The organism is Microbacterium sp. ZW CA_36 (genome assembly GCF_044987475.1).
In the GTDB taxonomy this organism is placed as follows: domain Bacteria; phylum Actinomycetota; class Actinomycetes; order Actinomycetales; family Microbacteriaceae; genus Microbacterium.
Window position 1 is genome coordinate 76,756 of record NZ_JBJDRL010000012.1, and the last position, 17,141, is coordinate 93,896.

The window sequence follows — 17,141 nt, forward strand, 5'->3', positions numbered from 1 at the left end:
GGATCGCCGCGGGACAGTCCCTACCGAACATGGAGTCCGCCGGGGGGGCTGCCACCGATTCAGATGTCGGAACCTGCGCCTACCGTGAGGTCATGGACGCGTTCGAGGGAGGGGTTGTCGACGGCGTGGGAGCGGCGCCGGTCGTCGACGACCTTGTAGCCGCGACCAGGCACGCGTTGTATCACCGGCACCCTCGCCATCTCTTCTTCTTCGAACGAGGAGAGATCATGCGCGAGCACATCGAGACCCTGATCGTCGCCCTGGGCGACTTGATGCGGAACCCACCACAGCACGCCGCCCCCGCAGAACCGCGCAGCCGCCGCCCGCGGCGTGCACGGTCGACGTACGTCGCGGTACGTCGCGAGATCGCTACCACGCGCCTCGCCCACTGACCCGCCTCCTGACGGCGGCCGGGCGTACGCTGAGCGCATGCCCATCGCCCGGCCGGCGGCATCCGTCGCCCTCGAAGGATTCGAGCTGCGGGTGCTGCACCTGCCGCTCGTCGCCCCGTTCACGACGTCGTTCGGCACCGAGACCGTGCGAGAGGTCATCCTGGTCCGCGCGCTGACCGGCGACGGCGACGGGTGGGGCGAGATCGTCACGCAGGCCGACCCGCTGTACTCCAGCGAGTACACGCAGGGCGCATGGGATGTCGCGCTGCGCTTCCTCGTGCCCGCGCTGCTGGATCGGGGGAGTGCGGCGCCGGAGGAGGTCGCGGGTGCGCTCGAGCCGTTCAAGGGCCACCGCATGGCGAAGGCCGGGCTCGAGCTCGCGGTGCTCGACGCCGCGCTGCGATCCGAGGGGCGCAGCTTCGGCGAGTACGTCGGCGCTGTGCGCGACCGCGTTCCCAGCGGAGTGTCCGTCGGCATCCAGCGCGACCCCGCGGCCCTCGTCGACACCGTGCGCGGCTACCTCGACGAGGGGTACGTCCGGATCAAGATCAAGATCAAGCCCGGCCGCGACGTCGGCGACACGGCCGCGGTGCGCGACGCCTTCGGCACGATCCCGCTGCAGGTGGACGCGAACTCGGCCTACACCCTGGCGGATGCCGACATCCTGGCCGAGCTCGACCGCTTCGACCTGCTGCTGATCGAGCAGCCGCTGCAGGAGGACGACCTCGTCGACCATGCCACGCTCGCCCGGCGGCTGCGCACCCCGGTCTGCCTGGACGAGTCCATCGTCTCGGACAAGGCGGCTGCCGACGCGCTCGCGCTGGGCTCGGCATCCGTCGTCAACATCAAGGCCGGGCGCGTCGGCGGATACCTCGAAGCCGTGCGGATCCACGACCGATGCCTCGCCGCGGGCGTGCCGGTGTGGTGCGGCGGCATGCTCGAGACCGGCATCGGCCGCGCGGCGAACGCCGCGCTCGCCGCCCTGCCGGGCTTCACGCTGCCCGGAGACGTCTCGGCGTCGAGCCGGTTCTACACGCGCGACATCGTGACCGAGCCGGCGGTGCTCGAGGACGGCCATGTGCGCGTGCCGACGGGTCACGGCCTCGGCGTCGAGATCGACCAGGTGGCGCTCGACGAGGTCACCGTCGCGCGCGAGACGCTGACGCGGTAGGTCTCGTGCGGACGTCGCCTGCCCACCGTTCCCGCCATGGGTCGCTGTCGGTGCAGGCCGGGATCGCGGCGGCTGCGGCGATCGCCGTTGCGCTGGGGCTCGTCGGCTGCTCGCCCTCGCCGACCGTCGCGACCACCGCGGCGCCCGTCCCCACACTGCCGGCCGGGGTGACCGTCGAGCTCGCGCAGCTGCGGGCCGACGTCGCACCGAGGCAGGCCCAGCTGCGGGTGAGGAACGGGTCCGACGCCGCCATCACGGTGGGGGAGGTGCGCGTCGAAGATCCGCGACTCGACGGCCCGGCGACGCGTGTCGTGCCCGACCGCGTGAGCACGATCCCGGCGGGAGGCTCCGTCGACATCCGCGTGCAGCTGCCGCCGGTGGCCTGTTCGACGCCGGATGACGGCGATTCCGACGCGGTGCTCGAGCTCGTGGGCGAGTCCGGGTCGGCCGAGGTGACGGCATCCGCTCCGGATGCGCTGGGCTTCCTCGCGCCGCTGCACGCCCGCGAATGCCTGCAGGAGCGGATGGCGGATGCCGCGACGCTGGCGTTCACCGGCTTCCGGCCGTCGGCTCCCGGGGAGCCTGCGACCCTCGAGCTGACGGTGACTCCCACCGGCACCGGTGCGGGCACCGTCGTCGGGCTGGAGCGCACGAATCTGCTGGACTTCGCCGGCACGCCCGCGGAGGACGAGGTGTTCCCCCTCGACATCGACGTGTCAGCGGCGGCGGCGGAAGCGGAGCCCGTGGTGGTGGAGATCCCGCTCGTTCCGTTCCGCTGCGACCCCCACGCGGTGCAGGAGGACAAGCGCGGCACCATCTTCGACGTCCGGATCGAGCTCCAGGGGGAGCCCGGCGAGTTCGAGCTCTTCGTGGGCGACGAGCTGCGCGGCCGGATCCTCACCTGGGTCGCCGGCTGGTGCGGCTTCGCCGGCTGAGCGCACGCTTCGGTGGCTGTGTGGGTGGCGGGGAGCCCCGGTCGTTGAGCGAGGGAGCGCCAGCGACCGAGACGAAACGCGCCTGGAGGTGCCGCCGCGTCTCGCCGGCGCTCGCTCCCGACCGGTGGCTGTGTGGGTGACAAGGAGCCCGGTCGTTGAGCGAGGGAGCGCCAGCGACCGAGACGAAACGCGCCTGGAGGTGCCGCCGCGTCCCGCTGGCGCTCGCTCCGCGACCGGTGGCTGTGTGGGTGACAAGGAGCCCGGTCGTTGAGCGAGGGAGCGCCAGCGACTGAGACGAAACGCGCCTGGAGGTGCCGCTTCGTCTCGCTGGCACTCGCTCCGCTGCCGGCTGGACGCGCGCCACTAGGCTGGCGCCATGTCCGCGCACGTGCTCGACATCGTGCCGGCGCCACCGACGGCGGACGGCGGGCACGAGCAGGGGGCGGACCGATGAGCGAGTATCCCGACATCTCGGACCACGGGCTGATCGGCGACCTGCAGACCGCCGCGCTCGTCGACACCGAGGGGTCGATCGACTGGTTCTGCGCGCCGCGGTTCGACTCGCCGAGCGTGTTCGGGTCGCTCCTGGACGCGCAGCGCGGCGGCTTCTGCCGCGTGCGCCCCGAGACCGACGACTACGTGACGCGGCAGCTGTATCTTCCTGACACGGCCATCCTGCTCACTCGGTTCATGACTCAGGAGGGCGTCGGCGAGGTCCTCGACTTCATGCCGATCGCGGGCGACGAACCGACCGACCGGCACCGCATCGCCCGTCTGATCCGCGTCGTCCGGGGTTCCATGACGTTCGTCGGCGAGATCAGGCCGGCGTTCACGTACGGGACGGTCGCCCACACCGGCGTCGAACCGGCGCTCGGCGACGGTGTGCTGTTCCGGGGCGGGGATCAGGCGCTCACGGTGCACCGCGTCGGCGAGATCATCCGCCGCGGCGAGCAGCAGGCGGGCACGATCGAACTGATCGAAGGCGGCCTGCGCGTCCACGGCACGCTGCACGCCGGCGAGCGCACCGGCGTGCTCATCGAGACGGGCGGCGCTGCGCCGCGTCGCGTCTCGATCGATGAGCTCGAGCGGATGTACCTCGAGACCCAGCGGTTCTGGCGGGACTGGGTGGGACGCTCGACGTACCGGGGACGCTGGCGCGAGATGGTCCACCGATCGGCCATCACGCTGAAGCTCCTCACCTACGCGCCCTCCGGCGCCCTGGTCGCCGCTCCCACGGCGGGCCTGCCCGAGCAGGTCGGCGGCGAGCGCAACTGGGACTACCGCTACACCTGGATCCGCGACGCATCGTTCTCGGTGCAGGCCCTGCTCGGCCTGGGCTATCGCGACGAGGCGGAGGCCTTCGTGCAGTGGCTCACCGACCGGGTGCAGGAGAGCGCGGGCGACGAGTCCGGCCCGCTCAAGATCATGTACCGCGTCGACGGATCGTCCGATCTCGCAGAGACGACATTGCCGCAGTGGCGCGGCTATCGCGACTCGTCGCCGGTGCGCATCGGCAACGGCGCGGCTGACCAACTGCAGCTCGACATCTACGGCGAGGCGATGGACTCCATCCGGCTCGCCGCCGAGCACGGCTTCCAGCTCAGCGACGGGGAATGGTCCGACGTGAGCCGCATGCTCGACTGGGTCTGCGACAACTGGGATCGGCCCGAGGAGGGGGTCTGGGAGACCCGCGGGGGACGGAAGAAGTTCACGTTCGGGCGCTTCATGTGCTGGGTGGCGCTGGACCGAGGCATCCGTCTCGCCGAATCCGGCGGCCGACCCGCCGACATCGTACGATGGCGCGGCCAGCGCGATGAGGTCTACCGGAAACTCATGGCCACGTCGTGGGATGCCGATCGCGGCGCCTTCGTGCAGCACGAGGGGAGCGACGTGCTGGACTCTGCGAACCTCATCATGCCGGTCATGGGTGTCGTCTCACCGCGCGACCCGAAGTGGCTCTCGACGCTCGAGGCGATGGAGGCCGAGCTCGTGTCGGACAGCCTCGTGTACCGCTACAACCCGGCCGCGTCGCCGGACGGGCTGCGCGGCTCGGAGGGCACCTTCACGCTCTGCTCGTTCTGGTACGTCGACGCGCTCACCCGCACGGGACGCACCGAGGAAGCACGCCTGACGTTCGAGAAGATGCTCACGTATGCCAACCACCTGGGGCTCTATGCCGAGGAGATCGGGCTGACCGGTGAGCAGCTCGGCAACTTCCCCCAGGCGTTCAGTCACCTGTCGCTCATCAACGCGGCAGTGAACCTGGACCGGCTGCTCGATCACTAGCACCGACGGATGCCGCGATACGTGGCATCCGCACCTTCGCGCATCCCCGGAGCCCGCGGAGGACCGTGGTTAGGCTGGCGCCATGGCTCACAGTGGCGCCGCTCCCGAAGGCCCCGCCGCGGCATCCCGCGGCATCTCGCGCCGGACCCAGTCCGACATCTATCGCGCCGGCATCAGCGGCACCCGCCCGCGCGTCCCCGTCGACGTCGCGAGGCTCGAGACGGCCGCACGCAAGGCGCTCAGCGCCGAGGCCTTCGCGTACATCGCCGGGGGAGCGGGCGCCGAGCGCACCGTCGCCGCCAACCGCGCCGCGTTCGGCCGATGGCAGGTGTGGCCGAGACCGCTGCGCGACGTGTCGTCGCGTGACCTGTCGATCGACTTCCTCGGCGTGCGCCGTCCGACGCCGCTCCTGCTCGCCCCGCTCGGCGTGATGGAGATGGCGCACCCCGACGCCGACCTCGCGGTCGCGCGGGCCGCGGCATCCCTGGGCGTTCCGTACACCCTCTCGAACCAGGCATCCGTCCCCATGGAGGCGGTGCGGGATGCCGCGCCGAGCGGATCACGGCTGTTCCAGCTCTACTGGTCGGCCTCCGACGAGCTGAACGCCTCGCTGCTGCGGCGGGCCGAGGCATCCGGCTGCGAAGCGATCGTGGTGACGCTCGACACCCACCTCCTCGGCTGGCGCACCCGGGATCTCGACCTCGCCTACCTGCCGTTCACGCGTGCCATGGGCATCGCGCAGTACACGAGCGACCCCGTCTTCCAGCAGCTCGTGCGCGAGCGGTCGCGCGCGTCGGCGTCGTCGTCCGCCGGGGGAGCGAATGCCGCGGCCGAGCCCGCGCCGCCGGTGCGGCTGACGCCCCAGGCGGTCGCCGCCGGCGTGCGCATCGCCCGCAAGGGCGCGGCGCTGACGGGCTCGAAGAGCGTCCGCGAGAACCTGCGCTCACCGCTGCCGCGCGCCGCCGTCGAGACCTTCCTCGACGTGTTCTCGACGCCCGCGCTCACGTGGGACGACCTCGCGAAGGTACGGCAGTGGACGTCGTTGCCCGTCATCCTCAAGGGCGTCGTGCACCCCGACGACGCGATCCGCGCCCTCGACGCGGGCATGGACGGCGTCTGGATCTCGAACCACGGCGGGCGGCAGATCGACCAGTCCGTGCCGACGCTCGACGTGCTGCCGACCATCGCCGAGCGGGTGGCGGGCCGCGTGCCGATCATCTTCGACTCGGGCGTGCGACAGGGCTCCGACGTCTTCATCGCGCTCGCGCTGGGTGCGACCGCCGTCGCGCTCGGCCGGCCGTACGCGTACGGCCTCGGGATCGCCGGCGAGGCGGGAGTGCGCGAGGCGACGCGCAACGTGCTGGCCGAGTTCGACATCACGCTGGGGCTGTCGGGGCACACCTCGATCGCCGAGGTCGGGCGCGAGGCGCTGCGCGCGATCTAGAGCCCGTCCGCTCCGTCGTGCACCGCGTCGGCCCGGGGACTTACTCTGTACCCATGGTCCCTCGCCTTCCGCGACCGTCCGCCCCTTCCGCTCCGTCGACGCCGACCGCGAGCGGCCGTCGTGCCGCCCGCGCGACGGGGATGGGAGCCGCGCTGATCGCGGTGGCCGTGATGGTCACCGGCTGCTTCGGCCCGACTCCCGACGGCGGCGAACTCGGCGACGGCGACTTCGCCGACGACGGCTGCACGAGCGTGGTCGTCGCCACCTCGTCCGAGAAGGTCAACATGCTCGACGCGCTGGCCGACGCGTTCAAGGAGTCGCCGCAGCACGAACAGCTCGACGAGTGCGCGACGGTGCGGCCCATCAACGTCTCCTCGGGCGACGCGACGCGCTTCCTCACGGCAGGCGGCGACTGGCCCGACGACGACACCCGGCGCTGGCCCACGATGTGGTCGCCCGCGTCGACGGTCTGGACCGACCGGGTCGCGGCGGCGGCATCTCCGTCCCTCGTCGGCGAGCCCGAGTCGTTCACCCACACGCCCGTCGTGTTCGGGGTGCCAGAGACCATGGCCAAGGCCCTCGGCTGGCCCGGCACCGAGATCGGCATCGCCGACTTCGAGGCGCTCTGCCAGGACCCGCAGGGCTGGGCCAGCGTCGGCAAGCCGCTCTGGGGCTCGTTCAAGATCTCGAAGACCAACCCGAACACCTCCACCACCGGGCTCTCCGCGATCCTGATGCAGTCCTACGAGGCATCCGGCAAGACCTCCGACCTGACCGCCGCCGACGTGGCCGCCGCTGCCGAGTTCTCGCGGGTGTTCGAGGAGTGCGTCATCCACTATGGCGACACCACCGGCAAGGTGCTGACGCGGCTGTACGACGAGACCCAGAACGGTGCCGGCGGCTCGGGCTACGTGTCGGCCGTGGCGCTCGAAGAGACCTCGCTCTTGAACTACAACCAGGGCAACCCCGACTCGCACACGGTGCAGCCGGGCGAGACGCTGACGCCGCCGAAGGAGAAGCTCGTCGCGGTGTATCCCTCGGGCGGCTCGATGTGGTCCGACAACCCGATCACGGTGCTCGGCGCCGACTGGGTGACCGACGTGCAGGCCACCGCGGGCGACGCCTTCGCAGCCTTCCTGCAGACCGACGCCGCGCAGGAGATCCTGCCCGACTACGGCTTCCGGCCGCTGGATGGCGCAGCACCCCTCGGCGAGCTCTTCACGACCGAGTACGGCGTCGACCCGGCCGGCCCCGCGGTGACGCTCCCGAAGCCTGCGGTCGACGTGGTGTCGGCGGCGATCGATCAGTGGACCCAGATCCGCAAGCCGTCGTCGGTGCTCGAGGTCATCGACATCTCGGGCTCGATGGACGAGGCGATCGGCGACGGCCGCTCGAAGCTCGATGGGGCCATCGAGGGCGCGCAGTCCACGCTCGGGCACTTCCGCTCCTCCGACGAGGTCGGGGTCTGGGCATTCACGACGGGCGTGGAGTCCGAGGCGGGCCAGAACATCGTCGTGCTCCGCGATGTCGAGCCGCTCGCCTCCGACCGCGAATCGGTGGATGCCTCGCTCGACGACCTGCGGTTCGCGCATCGCGATGGCACCCCGCTCTACGACGCCATCGCCGCGGCCTACGACGAGATGATCGCGCGCGCCGAGCCCGGCCGCATCAATGCGATCGTCTTGCTCTCGGACGGCCAGGACACCGACTCGTCGATCTCGCTCGACTCCCTCGTCGCCCGGATCGGGGCGTCCGCGCGCGAAGGCGGCGACGAGGCGCCCGTGCGCATCTTCCCGATCGCGTACGGCGAAGGCGCCGACACGGCCGCGCTGCAGCGCATCGCCGAGGCGACCCGCGGGCAGTGGTTCGACGCGTCGGATGCCGCGAAGATCGACCTCGTGTTCGCATCCGTGATCAACAACTTCTAGGCGTGACCCGGATGATCGTGGCGACCGATGGGCAGGGGTACGTGGACGATGCCGTCCAGGGCATCGGAGAGGACGGCGTCTACGTCTCGTCCGAGGTGCCGGACGCGGCGGCGCTGGAAGACCAGCTGGAGGCGCAGATCGGCGATGAGTCGATCGGCGTCGCGGTGTTCTCCGACAACGCCGGGATCGAGGCATCCGGTCCGGAGATCGTGGCGCAGCTCGCCGCGGCGCATCCCGAGTGCCAGACGATCATCGTGGCGGTAGGCGACGACCTGTCGGCCGGCTCGCGCGTGCTCGAGCAGGGCGAGGCCATGCGGATCGCCAATCAGGCGGAGGGGCAGGCGGATGACGTCGACGCTGCGCTCACCGAGACGATCCAGGGCGTGATCGCGGCGACGCCGGAATCGCCCGCGGGCTCGACCGACGCCGGGCCGTTCGTCGGCATCGCCATCGGCCTGGCGGTGCTCGTCGCCGCTGGCGGCGCGGTCTTCGGCATCGTCCGTTCCCGCTCCCGCCGTCGAAACCGACCTGCCGTCGGCCGTCACGCGCTCCCCGAGCCGGTGCGCACCCACGTGCAGACACTGCAGGCGCTGACCGCCGAGTACGCGCGCGCCGGCGCGGCCGGCGTCGCCCAGGCGGGCGAGGTCGCCGCGCAGGTCGGACTCATCGCCCAGAACACGACGGAGCTGTTCGGACGCCTGGATCGCAAGGGCGAAGAGGGCCAGCGCCCCGTCGCGGCGGTGGAGTACGGCGAGACCCTGCGCAAGCTGACCGGCGCGCTCGACCGCGACTACCTGCTCGACATCCTCATCCACCCCGACCTGTGGGACGACCCGGCCGAGCGCGTCCGCGAAGTCCGCACCGCGCTCTCGTCGTTCTCGACCGAGCTGGTCGAGAACATCAAGCAGGTCAACGCCCGCCGCGGCCTGCACTTCCAGGTCTCGCTCGACGGGCTGATGGGCCGGCGCAAGGAGCTGCAGGACTGGGATCGCGCGTTCGAGCGGGCGGACGGCGAGACCGGCCCCCTGCCGCACGGCGACTAGAATCGACGGATGCCGCGATTCGTGGCATCCGCACCTTCGTGCATCCCCCCTCCCGACCATTGGAGCCACCGTGGCCGAGCAGTCTCGCCTCGACAAAGTCATCGCCCTCGCCCGTCATCGCGGGTTCGTGTTCCAGGCGGGTGAGATCTACGGCGGATCCCGGTCGGCGTGGGACTACGGTCCCCTCGGAACCGAGCTCAAGGAGAACATCCGCCGCCAGTGGTGGCAGACGTTCGTGCGCGGCCGCGGCGACATGGTCGGCCTCGACTCGTCGATCATCCTGCCCAAGCGCGTGTGGGAGGCATCCGGTCACGTCGCGACCTTCACCGACCCGCTGGTCGAGTGCCTGCAGTGCCACAAGCGGTTCCGCGCCGACAACCTCATCGAGGACTTCGAGGCCCGCAAGGGCCGCAAGGCTGAGAACGGCCTCGCCGACGTGCCGTGCCCGAACTGCGGCACCAAGGGCCAGTACACCGAGCCCAAGGCGTTCTCGGGCCTCGTGAAGACCTACCTCGGCGTCGTCGACGACGAGAGCGGCCTGTATTACCTCCGCCCCGAGACGGCGCAGGGCATCTTCGTGAACTTCGCGAACGTGCTCACCGCGAGCCGCAAGAAGCCGCCGTTCGGGATCGGCCAGGTGGGCAAGGCGTTCCGCAACGAGATCACACCGGGCAACTTCATCTTCCGCACGCGCGAATTCGAGCAGATGGAGATCGAGTTCTTCGTGCCGCCCGCCGATGCGCAGGAGTGGTTCGATCACTGGGTCGAGGCGTGCTGGGACTGGTTCGTCGACCTCGGCATCGACCCGGCCAACATGCGCCGGTTCGATGTGCCCGAAGAGGACCGCGCGCATTACTCCGACGGCACGATCGACGTCGAGTACCGCTTCGGGTTCGCCGGCAAGGAGTGGGGCGAGCTCATGGGCGTCGCCAACCGCACCGACTACGACCTCGGCAGCCACAGCGAGGCATCGGGCCAGAGCCTGTCGTACTTCGACCAGGCGTCGGGCGAGAAGTACATCCCCTACGTGATCGAGCCCTCGTTCGGTCTGACGCGCGCCATGATGGCGTTCCTCGTCGACGCGTACCACGAGGAGGAGGCGCCGAACGCGAAGGGCGGCACCGACACCCGCACGGTGCTCAAGCTCGACCCGCGCATCGCGCCCGTCAAGGCCGCGGTGCTGCCGCTGTCGCGCAACGAGCAGCTGTCGCCGATCGCCCGCGAGGTGGCGGAGGTGCTCCGCGGCGAGTGGAACATCGACTTCGACGACGCCGGCGCCATCGGTCGCCGGTACCGTCGCCAGGACGAGATCGGCACGCCGTTCTGCGTGACGGTCGACTTCGACTCGCTCGACGACCGCGCCGTCACGGTGCGCGACCGCGACACGATGGGCCAGGAGCGCGTGCCGCTCGAGGGCCTGCACGCCTACCTCGCGGAGCGCCTCGCCGGCGCCTGACCCGCAGTACATCGGATGCCGCGACCTGGCCGGGTCGCGGCATCCGTCGTCTCCGGCGCCTGGGCGGGTGTGGCCGGAACAGGTGATGTCATGAGCGCAGGCTGATCCTGGCGGAATCGTCCTGTTCTGGTGAGATCACCTGATGTCGTCGCCGACCGCCGGGATGCGGCGACCTGGCCGGGTCGCGGCATCCGTCGTCTCCGGTGTGGGTGTTCGGAACAGGTGATGTGGTGAGCGCAGGCCGATTCCGAGCGGATCGTCCTGCGCTCGTGAGATCACCTGATGTCGTCGCCGACCGCGGCCTTCAGCGGAGCGGCGGAGAGGCGAGGCCGCGCCACACGGCGGCGATGGTCGCGGCGGTGGCGTCCTCCCATGGCACGCCGTCGAGGAGGTCGTCGGTCGCGAGCGTCGCGACGCCGTGCACCGCGGCGAACGCGACGAGCGCGGCCTCCTCGGGCGGGCGGGGCGGCAGCTCGCCGGCGTTCTGGGCGGCGCGGAAGAGGGCGACCAGCGCGGGCATCGCGACGTGGCTCACGTCGACGAGCTCGGGCGACACCGCCGGGTGGTGCTTGGCCGAGTACATCGTGCGGAGGATCGCGGGATGCCGCACCGCGAAGCCCACATAGGAGTCGCCGGCGGCGCGGAAGCGGTCGGCGAACGGCCCCGCGGTCTCGACCGCATCCGACAGCGCCGCATTCAGGCGCGTGAACCCCAGCACCGCGACGGCGTCGAGCAGGGCCTGCTTGTCGCGGAAGTGCCGGCCGGATGCCCCGTGGCTGACGTCCAGGTCGCGGGCCAGCTGCCGCAGCGACAGGGCGTCGGCGCCCTCGGCGTCGACGACGTCCCACGCACGGTCCAACAGCGCCGCGCGCAGATTGCCGTGGTGGTACGAACGCTCCGTCACGGTCACCACCTTAGCGTGATGTTGGCATTGACAACAATGCTGTCACTGTCTACATTGGCGACATGGACATCACGTACCGCGGCACGACCGCCCTCATCACCGGAGCCAGCGCCGGGCTCGGCACCGAGTTCGCCGAGCAGCTCGCCGCACGCGGCGCCGATCTCGTGCTCGTCGCACGGCGCGAGGAGCGCCTGCGCGAACTCTCGGAGCGGCTCGAAGCGGCGCACGGCATCAGGGCGACGGTGATCCCGCTCGACCTCTCTCGGACGGATGCCGCTACCGCCCTCCGCGCCGCGCTCGACGAGCGCGGCATCCGCGTCCAGACTCTCGTCAACAACGCCGGCTTCGGCATGAAGGGCGCGTTCGCCGACGCCGATCCCGGCCGCATCGCGGAGATGGTGCAGGTCAACGTCGCGAACCTGGTCGGGGTGACGCGCGAGCTCCTGCCGGATCTCGTCGCCGACGGTCGGGGCGCTCTGGTGAACATCGCGAGCACGGCCGCCTACCAGCCGTGCCCGAACATGGCGGTGTACGGCGCCACGAAGGCCTTCGTCCTGAGCTTCACCGAGGCGCTCGCGTACGAGACCCGCGAGAGCGGGCTGCGCGTGCTGGCGGTCAGCCCGGGCGCCACGCGCACCGAGTTCTTCGACGTGGTCGGCACGGAGGACGCCGCGGTGGGAAGCTTCCAGACGCCGGCGCAGGTGGTCGGCCTCGCGGTGCGCGAGCTCGATCGCGGTCGGCGCCCGAGCGTGGTGTCGGGCTGGGCGAATGCGGTGAGCGCGAAGCTCGCCGGTCTGATGCCGCGGCGGCTCACGCTCGCCGTCAGCGGGCGCGTGCTCCGCTGACCCGCCCCGGGCATGCCCGGGCGGGCCGAGCGGGCCGCCCGGCCGAGCGCCGTGACAGCGCCGTGACAGCGCGTTGACAGCGCGGGGGCGGGCACGGCAGAGGCATGACAGTGGGCGGGGCGCACTCTGGGTGACGTCGAAAGGCGAATCCCATGACCATCACCAGTTCCGCATCCCGCACCCCCGCGGTCCGCGCCGAAGGGCTCGTGAAGAGCTTCGGCAGCAACCGTGCGGTCGACGGCGTCGACCTGACCGTCGAAGCCGGCACCGTCTACGGTGTGCTCGGCCCCAACGGCGCGGGCAAGACCACCACCATCAGCATGCTGGCGACGCTGCTGCGTCCCGACGCCGGCCGGGCCGAGATCTTCGGCTACGACGTCGTGCACGACCCGCAGATCGTGCGCCAGCTCATCGGCCTGACCGGCCAGTTCGCGTCGGTGGACGAGACCCTCTCGGCCACCGAGAACCTCGTCATCTTCGGGCGGCTCCTCGGGCTCTCGCGCATCGACGCGAAGCGCAAGGCGACCGAACTGCTCGAGGAGTTCTCGCTCACCGAGGCCGCCACCCGCCCGCTGGCCAAGTTCTCCGGCGGCATGCGCCGCCGCCTCGACCTGGCGGCATCCCTCATCGCCCAGCCGCCGCTGATCTTCCTCGACGAGCCGACCACGGGCCTCGACCCCCGCACCCGCGGGCAGATGTGGGACACCATCCGGCGTCTGGTCGCGACCGGCTCGACGGTGCTGCTGACGACGCAGTACCTCGACGAGGCGGATCAGCTCGCCGACCGCATCGCGGTCATCGACCGCGGCACGGTGGTCGCCGAGGGAACGGCACTCGAGCTGAAGTCGTCGGTCGGGCAGGCGTCGCTGCTGCTGCGGCTGCGCCCCGGCTCCGACATCGACGACGCCCAGCGCGAGATCGTGCGCGTGCTCGGCGTCCCCGCGATCGTCTCGCCCGAGGCCGCCCGCCTCACCGTGCCGATGAGCGACCCCGACCGCGTGGCCGACCTGCTCGTGGCCTTCCGCGAGGCCGGCCTGCACCTCGAAGAGCTGAGCGTCCAGCAGCCGACGCTCGACGAGGTCTTCCTCACCCTGACCGGCAAGGGCGTGCCGGATGACGACGCGGCCGCACGCGCGACGGCCGATGAGATCGAAGGAGTGCGCGCATGACCGTCATCGCGACCCCCATCGTGCCGGTCGCCGACCGGCACCTCTCCAACCGCGCAGGTCTCGGGCTCACGGCGCGCAACACGCTCACCATGGCGTGGCGCGGCATCCTCAAGATCCGCCGCACGCCCGAGCAGCTCATCGACGTGACGGTGCAGCCGATCATCTTCACGCTGATGTTCACGTACATCTTCGGCGGTGCGATCGCCGGCGACGTGCAGAGCTACCTGCCCATCATCATCCCGGGCATCCTCGTGCAGACCGTGATCACGACCTCCGTCGTCACCGGCGTGCAGCTGCGGGAAGACATGGACAAGGGCGTGTTCGACCGGTTCCGCTCGCTCCCGATCGCGCGCATCGCGCCGCTGTCGGGAGCCCTGCTGGCCGACACGCTGCGCTACACGATCGCCACGACGCTCACCTTCACGATGGGCTTCATCATGGGCTTCCGTCCGGGCGGCGGACTCGGCGGCGTCATCGCGGCCGGCCTGCTCGTGATCGCCTGCTCGTGGGCGATGAGCTGGATCTTCGCCTTCTTCGGCGTCATCGCGCGCACCGCGTCGAGCGTGCAGGGCATCTCGATGCTCATCCTGTTCCCGCTGACGTTCCTCTCGAACGCCTTCGTGCCCGCCGACACCATGCCCGACTGGCTGCAGTGGTTCGTCGACATCAACCCGGTCTCGCACCTGGTCACCGCGGTGCGCGGCCTGGTCAACGAGGGCGCCGTCACCACGGACGTGTTCACCGCTCTGCTCGGGGCCGCCGTGATCGTGGCCGTGTTCGCACCGCTCACGGTGCGCGCGTACATGCGCAAGGCATGATCGGATGCCGTCGCTCGCGGCGACGAGGAGCCGGGGTGGCATCAGCTGCCCCGGCTCCTTCGTGCGTCGGCAGCCCGGGTCGGGACTGCACCCGGCGCTTCGCTCGGTGCAGCGCGTTTCGTCTCGGTCGCTGGCGCTCCCTCGCTCAACGACCGGAAACTCTCGGTCGGCTCTCGGTTGTTGAGCGAGCGAGGAACGAGCGAGACGAAACGCCTGCACCCGGTGGTCGGTCAGCTCAGGAGCGCCGCCAGCACGGCGAGCTCGTCGGCGCCGTCGGAGTCGAGTTCGGCGCCGGCCGCAGCGCCCGGCAGCAGGGCGTCTTTCTGAAGCCTGTCGCGCAGGACGCGGAGGAACGGATCGGAGGCGTCGACCCCGCCCCGCAGGCGCGCCGCCGCGACGAGCGCGCGCCGGGCCTCGGCATCCCTCCCCGTCACGGCGAGCCAGCCGGCGATCGACACGGCGACGTCCGAGACGATGGGGTGGTCGCCGCTCCGCGCCGCGGAGGGATACGCCTGGCGCAGGGCGTCGTGCGCCTCGTCGGCACGCCCCTCCAGCAGCAGCGCCTGCGCACGGCGCGACTGCGACCAGGCGGTCAGCTGGTCGGGGAAGGCCGGCAGCATCTGGGCGTCGATCGTGTCGAGGTGGCGAAGCGCCTCGGCGCCGTCTCCGACGGCGATCTCGATCATCGCGGCATCCATCTCGGTCTGCGCGAGCGCCCGCGGCGACTCGAACGACCGGGCGAGCTCGCGGCTGCCGGTGAGTCGCTCACGGGCCTCGTCGACGCGGCCGAGGCGCAGCAGCAGGCCGATGCTCTGCGAGCGCTGCTGCACGAGGTCGGTGGTCGAGGTGAGCCCGGCGAGCCCCTCGGTCGACGCGTCGGCGACGGCGAGGGCCTCCTCGAGCCGCCCCGCCAGCTGCAGCCACTCGGAGCGCATCTGACTCGCGAACGCGGTGCCCCACACGTCGCCGAGCTCGAGGAACATCGACAGCGCCCTGTCGCTCTCGGCGCCGAGCGTCCGGGTGTCACCGGTGTTCTGCGCGAGCGCCGAGCGCATCATGCTCAGGAACGCGTGCGTCCACGCGGGGGCATCCTCCAGACCGTCGTCGCGGATGGTGAAGCTGCGCGTCCAAGGGGCACCGGGCACGTACAGCCGCGCCTCCTCGAGGAGCCCGCAGAGGAGCGGGGGAACGGCGGCCGAGAGCTCGCTGCGGTACAGGGCGGCGGCCGCGACGACGGCCGGAGCCTCACGTTCGAGACGTGCGAGGCCGCTCGGGGTCGGCTCGCCCGGGCGGGCGGCCGAGTCGTCGGCCGGAGGGCGTGAGCCCCGGCCGGCGGTGTCCCGCGCGCCGCCCTCGCCGCCCGCCCCCGCCAGGACGGCTGCGGAGTCCGGCTTCCCGGCGTCAGGCGCGAAGGCGAGGCCGAGGAGCGCGATCGCCCGCACGACCACAGCAGGCTCGGAGTCGAGTGCCGCGGCAGCCTCGCCGAACTGACCGATGCCGGACTGCAGCTCGGTGAAGCGCTCGCGCATGATCCACGTCCAGAAGCACGCGCGCACGAGTCGGATGCCGATGTCTTCGAGGCCCGGCTGCTCCGCGCACGTCCGCAGCGCGGCGCTGAGGTTCTCCTCGTCGGCGTCGAACCAGGCGAGCCCCTCACGCACGCGCGGCCCGCGCAGCAGCGCGTCCTGACGAGCGGCGAGCTCGCTCATCGCGCGCGCCTCCCGTGCGCGGAACTCCGCCTCGCGACCTTCGGTGCGCAGCCGGTCGATGCCGTACTCGCGCACGGTCTCGAGCATTCGCAGGCGCCCTTCCGATCTCCGCAGCAGAGACTTGTCGACGAGGGTCTCGAACGATTCGCCGTCGACACCGAAAGCTGCGGCGATCGTCGGCACATCCCGCGCATCGATGCCGTCGGGGAACACCGCAGCGGCGCGCAGAGCCGTGCGTTCGCCATCCGTCAGGGTCTCCCAGCTCCAGTCGATGAGGGCTCGAAGCGTCTGGTGCCGTGCCTCGAGGGCGCGTGGACCCGTGGCCAGAAGGGCGAACCGATCGTCGAGGCCGCTGTCGATCTCGGCGATCGTGAGCGTGCGGGACTTCGCCGCCGCGAGCTCGAGCGCCAGCGGCAGACCGTCGAGGCGGCTGACGATCCGTTCGATCGCGGCCGCTTCGTCGCCGTTGGGCGGAGTGCCTCGCGCTGCCCGCACGCGCCGGGTGAAGAGCTCGCGGGCGTCGTCGCCCGGGAGCGGGCCGAGATCGACGAACGCCTCGCCGGCGAGTCCCAGGGGCTCGCGGCTGGTCGCGAGGATGCGGGATCCTGGCGCGCTCCCCAGCAGATCGAGTGCGACGCGTGCGGCCTCGGCCGAGACGTGCTCGCAGTTGTCGAGCACGACCAGCACCGACCTGCCGGCGAGCGCCTCGGCCACCCGGTCGCGGGCGCTCGTCGACACCAGTTCACCGACACGGATGCTGCGGCCGACGGCTCCGGCGACGGCGGCCCACACTTCGCCGGGGGCGGCAGGGGCGAGCTCCACGACGATCGAGCCGGGTGTGCGGCGTGCGGTCTCGAACGCGAGCGTGGTCTTGCCTGCGCCGCCGGGTCCGATGAGGGTGACGAGGCGCTCCACGCGCAGCTGGGACTCGATGAGCTCCAGTTCGCGGGTGCGTCCGATGAGCGGGGTGAGGCTCGCGGGGACGCTCGCCGCGGCGGCGACCGCAGGTGATGCGGCTGCGGGCGGTGCGGGCGCGGCGGG

The 17,141-nt window shown here is 71.5% G+C and carries 13 protein-coding genes; 10 read left to right on the forward strand and 3 right to left on the reverse strand.

Translation table 11 applies throughout. The annotated features are described in order from the left end of the window. Positions 1-59: 59 nt before the first annotated feature. Entirely contained in the window at positions 60-389 is a 330-nt protein-coding gene (locus ACI3KX_RS07935; RefSeq protein ID WP_404909312.1) for a hypothetical protein, read from the reverse strand. 40 nt (positions 390-429) lie between these two features. Here ACI3KX_RS07935 and menC point away from each other — a divergent pair, with 40 nt between their 5' ends. The 7 genes from menC to ACI3KX_RS07970 all read left to right on the forward strand — a co-directional run bounded on the left by menC (position 430) and on the right by ACI3KX_RS07970 (position 10,655). Then, positions 430-1,563, forward strand: a complete 1,134-nt coding sequence (menC, locus tag ACI3KX_RS07940) for an o-succinylbenzoate synthase (protein ID WP_363355286.1) — start codon at positions 430-432, stop codon at positions 1,561-1,563. A gap of 5 nt (positions 1,564-1,568) precedes the next feature. Then, positions 1,569-2,498: a hypothetical protein gene (locus ACI3KX_RS07945; RefSeq protein ID WP_404909313.1), complete on the forward strand. Its 930-nt coding sequence runs from the start codon at positions 1,569-1,571 to the stop codon at positions 2,496-2,498. A gap of 450 nt (positions 2,499-2,948) precedes the next feature. Beyond that, the gene (locus ACI3KX_RS07950; protein WP_404909314.1) at positions 2,949-4,784 is read left to right on the forward strand and encodes a glycoside hydrolase family 15 protein; all 1,836 of its coding nucleotides are present in this window, start codon (positions 2,949-2,951) and stop codon (positions 4,782-4,784) included. An 82-nt stretch (positions 4,785-4,866) separates the two neighbouring features. After that, positions 4,867-6,228 carry an alpha-hydroxy-acid oxidizing protein gene (locus ACI3KX_RS07955; RefSeq protein WP_404909315.1) on the forward strand — a complete coding sequence of 454 codons (1,362 nt, stop codon included), beginning with the start codon at positions 4,867-4,869 and terminating at the stop codon, positions 6,226-6,228. A gap of 53 nt (positions 6,229-6,281) precedes the next feature. Then, complete coding sequence (locus ACI3KX_RS07960; RefSeq protein ID WP_404909316.1) at positions 6,282-8,156, forward strand: substrate-binding and vWA domain-containing protein; 1,875 nt, start codon at positions 6,282-6,284, stop codon at positions 8,154-8,156. A 2-nt stretch (positions 8,157-8,158) separates the two neighbouring features. Further along, positions 8,159-9,199: a hypothetical protein gene (locus tag ACI3KX_RS07965; protein WP_404909317.1), complete on the forward strand. Its 1,041-nt coding sequence runs from the start codon at positions 8,159-8,161 to the stop codon at positions 9,197-9,199. A 70-nt stretch (positions 9,200-9,269) separates the two neighbouring features. Further along, positions 9,270-10,655: a glycine--tRNA ligase gene (locus ACI3KX_RS07970; RefSeq protein WP_363355274.1), complete on the forward strand. Its 1,386-nt coding sequence runs from the start codon at positions 9,270-9,272 to the stop codon at positions 10,653-10,655. A 304-nt stretch (positions 10,656-10,959) separates the two neighbouring features. Here the strand turns inward: ACI3KX_RS07970 and ACI3KX_RS07975 are convergent, their stop codons facing one another. Beyond that, entirely contained in the window at positions 10,960-11,559 is a 600-nt protein-coding gene (locus ACI3KX_RS07975) for a TetR/AcrR family transcriptional regulator (protein ID WP_404909318.1), read from the reverse strand. A 62-nt stretch (positions 11,560-11,621) separates the two neighbouring features. Between ACI3KX_RS07975 and ACI3KX_RS07980 the strand changes: the two genes are divergently transcribed. The 3 genes from ACI3KX_RS07980 (at position 11,622) to ACI3KX_RS07990 (ending at position 14,391) form a co-directional block, all read left to right on the forward strand. Beyond that, positions 11,622-12,404, forward strand: a complete 783-nt coding sequence (locus tag ACI3KX_RS07980) for an SDR family NAD(P)-dependent oxidoreductase (protein ID WP_404909319.1) — start codon at positions 11,622-11,624, stop codon at positions 12,402-12,404. 152 nt (positions 12,405-12,556) lie between these two features. After that, positions 12,557-13,573 (forward strand): ATP-binding cassette domain-containing protein, encoded by a 1,017-nt coding sequence (locus tag ACI3KX_RS07985; RefSeq protein ID WP_404909320.1) that lies wholly within the window; start codon positions 12,557-12,559, stop codon positions 13,571-13,573. Continuing rightward, entirely contained in the window at positions 13,570-14,391 is an 822-nt protein-coding gene (locus tag ACI3KX_RS07990; RefSeq protein ID WP_404909321.1) for an ABC transporter permease, read from the forward strand. The genes ACI3KX_RS07985 and ACI3KX_RS07990 overlap by 4 nt, the downstream gene beginning before the upstream one ends. A 230-nt stretch (positions 14,392-14,621) precedes the next feature. Here the strand turns inward: ACI3KX_RS07990 and ACI3KX_RS07995 are convergent. Beyond that, the coding region (locus ACI3KX_RS07995; protein WP_404909322.1) for an ATP-binding protein at positions 14,622-17,141 on the reverse strand (2,520 nt) is incomplete at its 5' end.